Origin of the sequence: Actinomyces polynesiensis (genome assembly GCF_000820725.1) — a bacterium.
Classification (GTDB): Bacteria; Actinomycetota; Actinomycetes; order Actinomycetales; family Actinomycetaceae; genus Pauljensenia; species Pauljensenia polynesiensis.
Genome location: NZ_CCXH01000018.1, coordinates 1 through 8,817 on the forward strand (window position 1 = coordinate 1; position 8,817 = coordinate 8,817).

The 8,817-nt window shown below is 71.3% G+C and carries 10 protein-coding genes and 1 tRNA gene; 9 read left to right on the forward strand and 2 right to left on the reverse strand.

The window, feature by feature from the left end; all coding sequences use genetic code 11:
* The first annotated feature begins 78 nt into the window (after positions 1-78).
* On the forward strand, positions 79-627 hold the full coding sequence (locus TA90_RS00595; protein ID WP_052450318.1) for a hypothetical protein: 549 nt from the start codon (positions 79-81) through the stop codon (positions 625-627).
* 107 nt (positions 628-734) lie between these two features.
* The gene (locus TA90_RS00600; RefSeq protein ID WP_043534094.1) at positions 735-1,523 is read left to right on the forward strand and encodes a lysophospholipid acyltransferase family protein; all 789 of its coding nucleotides are present in this window, start codon (positions 735-737) and stop codon (positions 1,521-1,523) included.
* Here the strand turns inward: TA90_RS00600 and TA90_RS15365 are convergent.
* On the reverse strand, positions 1,513-2,214 hold the full coding sequence (locus TA90_RS15365; protein ID WP_231550615.1) for an AMIN-like domain-containing (lipo)protein: 702 nt from the start codon (positions 2,212-2,214) through the stop codon (positions 1,513-1,515). The genes TA90_RS00600 and TA90_RS15365 overlap by 11 nt on opposite strands.
* 194 nt (positions 2,215-2,408) lie before the next feature.
* On the opposite strand from TA90_RS15365, the gene TA90_RS00610 reads away from it, so the two are divergent.
* Together TA90_RS00610 and TA90_RS00615 are read left to right on the forward strand one after the other, a co-directional pair.
* Positions 2,409-3,428, forward strand: coding sequence for an NAD(P)H-dependent glycerol-3-phosphate dehydrogenase (locus TA90_RS00610; protein WP_043534095.1), 1,020 nt, complete (start codon positions 2,409-2,411; stop codon positions 3,426-3,428).
* A 124-nt stretch (positions 3,429-3,552) separates the two neighbouring features.
* Positions 3,553-4,692: a D-alanine--D-alanine ligase family protein gene (locus TA90_RS00615; RefSeq protein ID WP_043534096.1), complete on the forward strand. Its 1,140-nt coding sequence runs from the start codon at positions 3,553-3,555 to the stop codon at positions 4,690-4,692.
* Positions 4,693-4,723: 31 nt separating this feature from the next.
* Here TA90_RS00615 and TA90_RS00620 read toward each other — a convergent pair whose 3' ends face one another.
* Entirely contained in the window at positions 4,724-5,143 is a 420-nt protein-coding gene (locus tag TA90_RS00620) for a DUF2000 domain-containing protein (RefSeq protein ID WP_043534097.1), read from the reverse strand.
* A 156-nt stretch (positions 5,144-5,299) separates the two neighbouring features.
* Here TA90_RS00620 and TA90_RS00625 point away from each other — a divergent pair, with 156 nt between their 5' ends.
* The 5 genes from TA90_RS00625 to TA90_RS00645 all read left to right on the forward strand — a co-directional run.
* Entirely contained in the window at positions 5,300-5,830 is a 531-nt protein-coding gene (locus TA90_RS00625) for an Lrp/AsnC family transcriptional regulator (RefSeq protein ID WP_052450319.1), read from the forward strand.
* A gap of 46 nt (positions 5,831-5,876) precedes the next feature.
* Positions 5,877-6,791, forward strand: a complete 915-nt coding sequence (locus TA90_RS00630) for an ATP-grasp domain-containing protein (protein WP_043534098.1) — start codon at positions 5,877-5,879, stop codon at positions 6,789-6,791.
* Positions 6,792-6,833: 42 nt separating this feature from the next.
* Complete coding sequence (locus TA90_RS00635) at positions 6,834-7,184, forward strand: metallopeptidase family protein (protein WP_043534099.1); 351 nt, start codon at positions 6,834-6,836, stop codon at positions 7,182-7,184.
* A gap of 246 nt (positions 7,185-7,430) precedes the next feature.
* Positions 7,431-7,506, forward strand: a tRNA-His gene (locus tag TA90_RS00640).
* Positions 7,507-8,093: 587 nt separating this feature from the next.
* Positions 8,094-8,817: SagB/ThcOx family dehydrogenase (locus tag TA90_RS00645; RefSeq protein ID WP_043534100.1), on the forward strand; the 724-nt coding region annotated here is incomplete at its 3' end.

Below are 8,817 nucleotides of genomic sequence, written 5' to 3' on the forward strand. Positions count from 1 at the left end.
CTTGCCCCGCGCGCGTGCGCTGGCCGGACTCGGGCTGGCGGGCCCGGGTGAGGACCCGTCCGTCCTCCCGGAGGGCGGGTGCGCCCCCTCGACGGGATCTGGGTGCGCGACGGCGTCGGGGACGAGGGCGGCCCCGCCCGCCTGGTCCTGGGAGTCGTCTCGTTCGGGCTCGACGCCTGGGCGAACCTCATCGCGAACACCTCCCGGCTCCGGTCAGGTCCGCTGGCCTACGCCTACGGGGCGCTCGCCGCCCCGATCCGCTTCCACCAGGCGGACTTCCGCGCCGAGGTCGACGGCCTCCCCCTCGACATGGGCGGGTGGGCGTTGTCCGTGTCCAACTCCGGGATGATCGGTGGGGGGATCCACATCGTGCCCTCCTCGGACACCTCCGACGGGACCCTCGAGGTCTTCCACGTCGGCCACATGCCCCTGCGGGCGGCCCTGCCGATCCTCGCACGCGTGGTGCTGTCCCGTGACGCCACGGATCCGGCCATCGAGGTCGGGCCCGCCCGTGAGGTGCGTGTCACGGAGCCGGTCGGCATGCCCGCCATGGCCGACGGGGACCAGGTGGGCACCGTGCCCCTGTCGATGCGCATTGCCCCCGAGGTCGTCGACATCCTCGTCTGAGGCGTGCCCGGCGGGCACGCCCGCCCGGCACCCCTCCGTGCGCAGGCCGGCACCCCCGGCCGGGCGCGGGCATTGCCGGCGTCCGTCACCCGCTACACTCGGCCCTCGTGAGCAAGTCGGTCAAGGGGTTGTACCGCGTCCTGCTGGGCATCGTCGACCCGGTCATGCGCGTGTGGACACGGACGCACATCACCGGGCTGGAGAACCTGCCCCGGCAGGGAGGGTTCCTGGTCACCCCGAACCACATCTCCAACTTCGACCCACTGTGCATCGCGTGGTTCCTGGTCTCCCACGGGTACCCGGTCCGCTTCATGGCGAAGTCGGAGCTCTTCAAGGTCCCGGTCCTCGGCTCGGTGCTCCGCGGGCTGAAGATGGTCTCCGTCGACCGCAGGTCCCCCCACCCCGACGGCGCGCTCGCACCTGCGCGGATGGCCCTGAACTCCGGGGAGTGCGTCGGCATCTACGTGGAGGGCACGCTCACCCGCGACCCCCAGTACTGGCCGATGCGCGCCAAGACCGGGGCGGCCCGACTGGCCCTGGACACCGGGGTCCCGGTGGTCCCGATCGCCCAGTGGGGCGCACAGGACGTCCTTCCCCGCTACACGAAGATCCTCAACCTGCGTCCGCACCGCGACATCTGGATCTCGGTCCAGCCCGCCGTCGACCTCGCGGACCTGCAGGGGCCCGACGGTTCCGAGGACCATGCCGCCGTCGACGAGGCGACCCGACGCATCCAGCGCGCCATCACGGCGGGGGTCGAGGAGCTGCGGGGGGAACCCGCTCCCGAGGAGCCCTGGGACCCCGACCGCATGAGCGGGCCCGACAAGAGGTCCCTCGGCACCTTCGCGAGGTGGCGCCGCTCGCTGACGAAGCGCGGGGAGCGGTCTACTTCCTGATGTCGATGGCGACCCGCGCGGGGTCCGACAGGGTCCCCACCTGGAAGTCGCGGACGTCGTCGAGACCGATCGCGATGTGGGTCTGGTCCTCGAAGGTTCCGTCCTCGACGACGTCGACGGGTCCGACCTGCAGTGACGATGGACCCGAGTAGTACTGCTCCGCCTGCCCCTCGGCGGTCGGCATCGTCGTGCCGGTGATGCGCAGGTCCAGGAACGCCGTCCCCTCGATGTCCAGGGGGAGGCCGCGCCCCTGCTCGACGGGCCGGTCGGACCAGGACATGCTCCACCCCGGCTCGCCCGTCCCGGCGAACTCGACGACCACCCGGTAGAAGCCCTCGTGCTCGGCCACCCTCAGGGCGTGGAAGACCAGGCCGTCGCCGTCCGGGTCGCGGACCGGCTCCCGGGAGGTGGCCGACTGCGTCCACCGGTCGCCGAGGATGGGGGACGTGGCCGCAGCCTCCTCCGCCTCCGGGTCGGCGGAAGCTGAGGGGGTCGGGGTGGGGGAGGTGGTCGACGGGTCGGACTGTGCCCCGCCCGACTGGGTGGAGGTGGTCGCGGCTCCCGTCGCACCTGACTGGCCCTGCGCCCCGGACTGGGTGCTCCCCGTGCACGCCGCGGCGCCCAGGGCGACACAGGAGGCGAGGGCGAGGGCCTGGGCCGCGCGCCGTACGGGGTGTGCGTGGTGTGACATCGGTCCTCCTCGACGGGGTGTTCGGCACGGCCCAGTCTAGCGGGGCGGGTCGGTGTGGGCCGGGGCACCCCGCGCGCGTCCGGGTGCGGCGTGGTCCGGGCGACCCCGGCGTTGCGAGGGGACCCGGCCGGGGTCCGGGTGCCCCCAGCCCGACGTCCCGCTCCGGTGGTCGGGCGGCGTCGTAGAGTCGTGGCATGGGCATGACACACGCTGCAGTGCTGGGGACGGGGGCCTGGGGGACCACCTTCGCGCAGGTCCTCGCCGACGCCGGGATGACGGTGCGGATGTGGGGGCGCAACCCCGCAGTGGCCGACTTCATCAACTCCCACGAGAACTCCACCTACCTGCCGGGAATCCCCCTGTCCGCCACCGTCTCCGCCACCACCGACATGGCGCAGGCCGTGCGCGGCGCGGACCTCGTGGCGGTCGCGGTACCCGTGGCCGCCGTGCGTGAGACCGTCGCCGCAGCGGCCCCCGGCCTCGACGAGGGCGCCGCCCTGCTCTCACTCGCCAAGGGCCTCGAGCTCGAGACCCGCCGCACGGTCCACGACGTCATCCGGGAGGCCTCGGGCCGGAGCGGGGACTCCATCGCCGTCCTGTCCGGGCCGAACCTCTCCCGGGAGATCGCCGAGCACAACCCCACCGCCACCGTCATCGCCTGCGCGGACGAGGAACTCGCCACCGCCATCGCGGTCGCCTGCCACAACCCCTACTTCCGGCCCTACGTGTCCACCGACGTCCTGGGCTGCGAGGTCGCCGGCGCCACGAAGAACGTCATCGCCGTGGCCATCGGGGCCGCGGAGGGGATGGGCCTGGGCATCAACACCCGTGCCACACTCATCACCCGCGGGCTCGCGGAGATGACGCGGCTGGGCACCACCCTGGGGGCCTCGGCGGACACCTTCGCCGGTCTGGCGGGCATCGGCGACCTCGTCGCCACCTGCTCCTCGAAGCTCTCGCGCAACTACTCCCTGGGCCTGCGGATGGGCCGTGGGGCGAGCCTGGAGGAGGCCCTCCACCTCTCACCGGGCGTCGCCGAGGGCGCGCGCTCCGCGGTGCCCATCCTGGAGGTGGCCCGCGAGCACGGTGTCGACATGCCGATCACCGAGGCCGTCGTGCGGGTGGTCCACGAGGGCGCGACCATCGAGCAGATGGGGGAGATGCTGCTCTCACGGCCGCAGAAGAAGGACGGCTGGCGCATCGAGCTGCTCTGACCCCGCGGAGCCAGGACGCCCTGGTGTCGGGGTGCCCCGCGCCACGGGCGGGCCGGTGGACCGTCGGCCCACGGGTGCGCGTGCCGCGCGGGCGGGGCAATTGGGCGGGGTTAGGGTGGACGCCATGACCGACACCCCTCGTCCCCGCGTCCTCGTCGTCTTCGGGGGCCGCTCGAGCGAGCACGAGATCTCGTGCGCCACGGCGGCCGGGATCCTGCGAGCCATCGACCGCACGAAGTGGGACGTGCTCCCCATCGGCATCACGAAGGACGGGGAGTGGGTGCGCGTCCCCGACGACCCCTCCCTCTTCGAGCTGCGTGACGGGCACGGCCAGTCCGTCCAGGCGGGGGACACGCGCGTGACACTGACCGAGGGCGGGGCCCGCCTGCTGGAGGTCTCCTACGGGCGCACCGCTGACGGCGGACTCGGTCAGGCCGGGGACGTCACCGACCTCGGTCCGGTCGACGTGGTCCTGCCGCTGCTGCACGGGCCCTACGGCGAGGACGGCACCATCCAGGGGCTCTTCGAGATGGCGGACGTGCGCTACGTCGGCTGCGGGGTCGCCGCCTCGTCGGTCTCCATGGACAAGCACCTCACCAAGACCATCCTGCAGTCGGCCGGCATCGAGGTGGGCCGCTGGGAGCTCATCACCCCCCGCCAGTGGGACGTGGACCCGCAGGGGTGCCGGGAGCGCGTCGCGGCCCTCGGGTTCCCGGTGTTCGTCAAGCCCTGCCGGGCCGGGTCCTCCATCGGGATCTCACGGGTGGACTCCGTCGAGGGACTGTCGGTGGCCATCAAGGAGGCCCGCAACAACGACCCGCGTGTCATCGTCGAGGCGGCGGTGGACGGACGGGAGATCGAGTGCGGTGTCCTCCAGGGACGCGGCGACCGACCCCCGCGCACCGCACCACTGGGGGAGATCGTCCTCTCCGAGGGCGCCTTCTACGACTACGACTCGAAGTACGTCGACACGGAGGCTGTCGGACTGGTCTGCCCGGCGGAGGTCCCCGAGGCCGATGCCGCACGTCTCCACGAGGCCGCGGCCCGCACCTTCGAGGCACTGGAGTGCGAGGGCCTGGCGCGCGTGGACTTCTTCTACGTCCCCGACACCCACGAGGTGATCGTCAACGAGGTGAACACCATGCCCGGTTTCACCCCCTTCTCGATGTTCCCCCTGATGTGGTCCCACGCCGGCGTCGAGTACCGCGACCTCGTCGACGAACTGCTCGAGGGTGCACTGGAGCGTCCCCTGGGACTTCGCTGAGCCGGCGCGTCCGGCTGGAGGGGCGCAGCCCTCAGTGCAGGAGGCCCAGGCTGCCGGTCAGTGAACGGACCCAGCGTCGGGGTCCCAGCAGGCCCAGCCCGGCCAGGGGTTCGTCCTCCAGATGGCGTTCCGCCAGGGAGGCCCGGTACTCCTCGAAGGTGGGGATCCTGCGGGCGAACAACGGGAAGGGCACGACGATACCGTCGTCGGGTGCCGGCAGTGCCCGTCGGAGCACATCCCCCAGGACGGACTGACCCGCCCCGAGGACGGGGACGCCGCGCGAGGAGACGGAGTGCACCCGGTGGTGCCCGCAGTCCTCGAGTGGCGTGCCGCCGGAGGTGGGCGAGGAGGCTCCCAGTCCGATGCTGATCGCCGCGACGGTGTTGGCGAGGACACCCCGAGGGAGTCCTGCGTCGACGACCACCACGACATGCTGGGGGACTCTCCCCATGAGTGCTCTCCTTCTCTCTCCTCCGGACCACCGGTGACGGGACCGGGACGCGGGCGAACACCCAGAGAGTAGGGTCTCGACGGGGCGGGGAGACGGTTGTGCCCCGAATACGGCCGAAAGGACCTCCACATGTGCGCGCCACAGGCTCACTGAGGCATGATTGCCCGATCCGACCGCTGTGGAGGAGAATCCATACCCCCCGAGCTTGACGACATCGATCGGCGGCTGATCGCCGCCCTCCAGGTCGACGCCCGGGCCTCCGTGTCGAGTCTGGCTGCGGAGGTCCACCTGTCCACCTCTCCGACGTGGAGGCGGGAGCGCCGTCTCGAACGTGAGGGTGTGATCTCCGGCTACGCCGCACGTCTGGACCGACGCGCATTGGGGTGGGGGGTGATGGCCTTCATCTCGGTCACCATCGGGGAGCACCGGGAGTCCGAGGCCCGGGCCTTCGAGCGAGCTGTCGGCGAACTGCCGGAGATCGTGTCCTGCTGGAGCACGGCGGGTGACTCCGACTTCGTCCTCCAGGTCGTCGCCCGCGACCTCGACCACTACGCCGACTTCGCCATGAACACCGTGCGGCGCCTGCCCGGCATCCGCTCCATGCGCTCCGTGCTCACGCTCAAGGACATCAAGGTTGCGTCGTCCTGGCCGCTGCCGGGGACGCCCTCGTCGACGGGAGGCCAGTGACCGCGGGACGCCCGGCGGCAGCGGCGCAGAGGGTAACGTGTAGGACATGACGAAACCGAGGATCACGCTGGTCACGTCGGCGGAGATGCCGAACCTCTACAAGGACGAATCCGGTCTGCTCGACGCGCTCTCCGACCGCGGGGCGGACCCCCGCATCGCCATCTGGAACGATCCGGGTGAGGACTGGTCGGACGCCGGGGTCTGCGTGGTGCGTTCCGTGTCGGACTACGCCACCGACCGTGAGGCGTTCCTGAAGTGGGCGGACACCGTGCCCCGTCTGCTCAACCACGCCGACATCCTGCGGTGGAACTCCGACAAGCACTACATGATCGACCTGGCGGAGCGTGGTCTGCCCGTCATCCCCACCACCTGGCTGGAGCCCGACCGGCACCTCTCCAAGCAGCAGTTGCACTCCCGGTTCCCCGCCATGGGTGACTTCGTCGTCAAGCCCGCCGTGTCCTCGGGCCTGCGCGACATCGGGCGCTACACCGCCAACGACACGAACCAGCGCCAGGCCGCGATCCTCCAGGCCGCAGCCGAACTGCGGGAGGGCCGTTCCGTCATGGTGCAGCGCTACATGGAGGAGATCGACCTCCACGGCGAGATCTCGCTGGTGTTCTTCAACGGTCTGGTCTCCCACTCCGTGGAGAAGCACGCGATGCTCCACCCCGCCACCGTCACCGAGGACTCCGTGCACGAGGCCGTGGTCACCGCCCAGCAGGCCACCGAGGAGCAGTGGCGCTGGGGTGAGGAGATCCGCGGGATCCTCCACTCCTACGTGCGTGAACGCATGGGACGCGACGAGCAGTTCCTCTTCAACCGGGTCGACGTGGTGCCCGACGGGAAGGGCTCCTTCATGGTCATGGAGATCTCCATGGTCGACGCCGACCTCTACCTCACGGCCACGCCCGATGCGCTGGGCAACTTCGCCGACGCCATCACGGTGCGTGCCTTCTGGTGAGGACCGGCCCGGGTACGGGGTGGACCGCGGCGGAGCACTGACATGCCCGTGGAGATGAGCCGCGAGGACTTCGAGGACCTCGTCGACCGTGCGATGGAGGCCGTGCCCGAGCAGTTCTGGGACCTGGTCGACAACCTCGCCGTCATCGTCGAGGACGACCCACCCGCCGACCAGCCTGGACTCCTCGGGCTCTACGAGGGCGTGCCCCTGACGGAGCGCGGGGACTACGCAGGGGCCCTGCCGGACCGCGTCTTCGTCTACCGCAACCCGACCCTGCGCATGTGCGAGACCCCCGAACAGGTGGCCGAGGAGGTCGAGGTGACCGTCGTGCACGAGATCGCCCACTTCTTCGGCATCGACGACGAGAGGCTCGAGGAGCTCGGCTGGGGGTGAGGGGGCGCGTGCCCGGCGTTCCTGCCCCCCGGCACACAGTTCTGGGCTCCCCCGACGAGGGCGGGGCCCCGGGCTGCGGCGACACGCGGCGACTCGACCTCGACCCTGTGGGTTGTGTGTCGGCGTGCCGGGCGGGCCCCGGGGGCGTGGTGGATGCCACGTGGTGGGTGGGTGGACCGATTTCATCGACGGCGTGCCCACCTGCTAGAGTCGTCATCCGTTGAACTGCCGTGCAGATCGACGATGGTGGCTGTAGTTCAGCTGGTAGAGCACCTGGTTGTGGTCCAGGATGTCGCGGGTTCGAGTCCCGTCAGCCACCCCAGACGGGTCGGGTCCGAACCTGTGGCCGGGAGATTTCCCGACCCGGGATCGGACCTCTTTCCCACGAGTGCCCGGCGTGTCGGGAGTTCTCCCTGTGTCCGGGTCTCCTATGGCGTTTTCCGAGCCCCCGTGTCACGGGGCGGGCGCTCGTCCGTCGCTTCCCCCGCGTCCATCAGCCTTGGTCGCGTCCATCAGCTTTGGCCGCGTCCACCGATTTGGTCGCGTCCACCGACTCCTCATCCGTTTCCGTCGGCCTGCCTGTCTCCGGCGGCCGTACTTGGTCCCCCCGAGGACGTCGGTCTCCGAGGACGTCGGTACACTCCCACCTCCTGTTTCCTTCCCGGTAGTGGGACGCGGCAGCAGTCAACCGCTCCCGGCAGCAATGAAGGAGGAACCTCCGCCGGGGCACCGGAGGCACGGTGACCCACGTCGCCCGTACCGGCCCTGCTCGTCGGGGGACCTGCGTGCCTGCGACCGCAGGTCGATGGACAGGATCGGGAGCGGTCCTGCTGCGGGCACCCCGCCCGCGCCGTCCTCCTGTAGCGTGGGCGGGGCCCGACTCCGGGGACGACCGACTGGGGGACCCAGATGACCGCCCGCGCCGCCCGCCTGTCGACCGGTGTCGTTCTCGCCAGTGGTGTGCTCCTGGGCGCCTGTTCCTCCGGAACGGAATCCGGAGTCCCCACCGCCACCCCGAGCGCGAGCCCCGGTGTCGCCCTCGTCCTGCCGCCACCCGAGATGCCCGTGGGCGAGGACGCCTCCCTGCTGACGCTCCTCGACGAGCGGCACTCCACGCGGGCGTTCTCCACTCGGGCGCTCGACCTCGGGGTCGTGTCGACGCTGTTGTGGGCCGGGTACGGCCTCCGCTCCGACGGCGGGCGCACCGTGCCCTCCGCGGGGGCGCTGTACCCGCTGACCCTCTACCTCGTGTCGGGGCAGGTCAGCGGCCTCGACGCCGGCGTCTGGGTGTACCGGCCCGCAACGGCCCGCCTCGAGCAGCACCTCCCGGGTGACCGGCGGCACGCCCTCGCCGGGGCCGCCCTGGGTCAGGAATCCGTGGAGAGGGCCCCCGCCGTCCTCGTGGTGGCGGGGGACCCGGAGCGCCTGCGTGAACGCTACGGGGACCGCTCCGAGCGCTTCGAACTGCTCGAGGCCGGTCACGTCGGGCAGAACATCGGACTGACTGCGCACGCACTGGGTCTGGGTGTCGTGACGATCGGTTCCTTCGGGGACGGGGACGTCGCCGACGTCCTCGACCCGCCCGATGGGGAGCACGTCCACTACCTCCTGCCCGTCGGACATCCACGACCTC

What these genes read in the sequence shown, in the direction of transcription:
- TA90_RS00620 (WP_043534097.1), bottom strand. Translation starts at nt 5,143, where the DNA reads ATGGGGAGAGTCCCCCAGCATGTCGTGGTGGTCGTCGACGCAGGACTC.
- TA90_RS00635 (WP_043534099.1), top strand. Translation starts at nt 6,834, where the DNA reads ATGCCCGTGGAGATGAGCCGCGAGGACTTCGAGGACCTCGTCGACCGT.
- TA90_RS00630 (WP_043534098.1), top strand. Translation starts at nt 5,877, where the DNA reads ATGACGAAACCGAGGATCACGCTGGTCACGTCGGCGGAGATGCCGAAC.
- TA90_RS15365 (WP_231550615.1), bottom strand. Translation starts at nt 2,214, where the DNA reads ATGTCACACCACGCACACCCCGTACGGCGCGCGGCCCAGGCCCTCGCC.
- TA90_RS00610 (WP_043534095.1), top strand. Translation starts at nt 2,409, where the DNA reads ATGGGCATGACACACGCTGCAGTGCTGGGGACGGGGGCCTGGGGGACC.
- TA90_RS00625 (WP_052450319.1), top strand. Translation starts at nt 5,300, where the DNA reads ATGATTGCCCGATCCGACCGCTGTGGAGGAGAATCCATACCCCCCGAG.
- TA90_RS00615 (WP_043534096.1), top strand. Translation starts at nt 3,553, where the DNA reads ATGACCGACACCCCTCGTCCCCGCGTCCTCGTCGTCTTCGGGGGCCGC.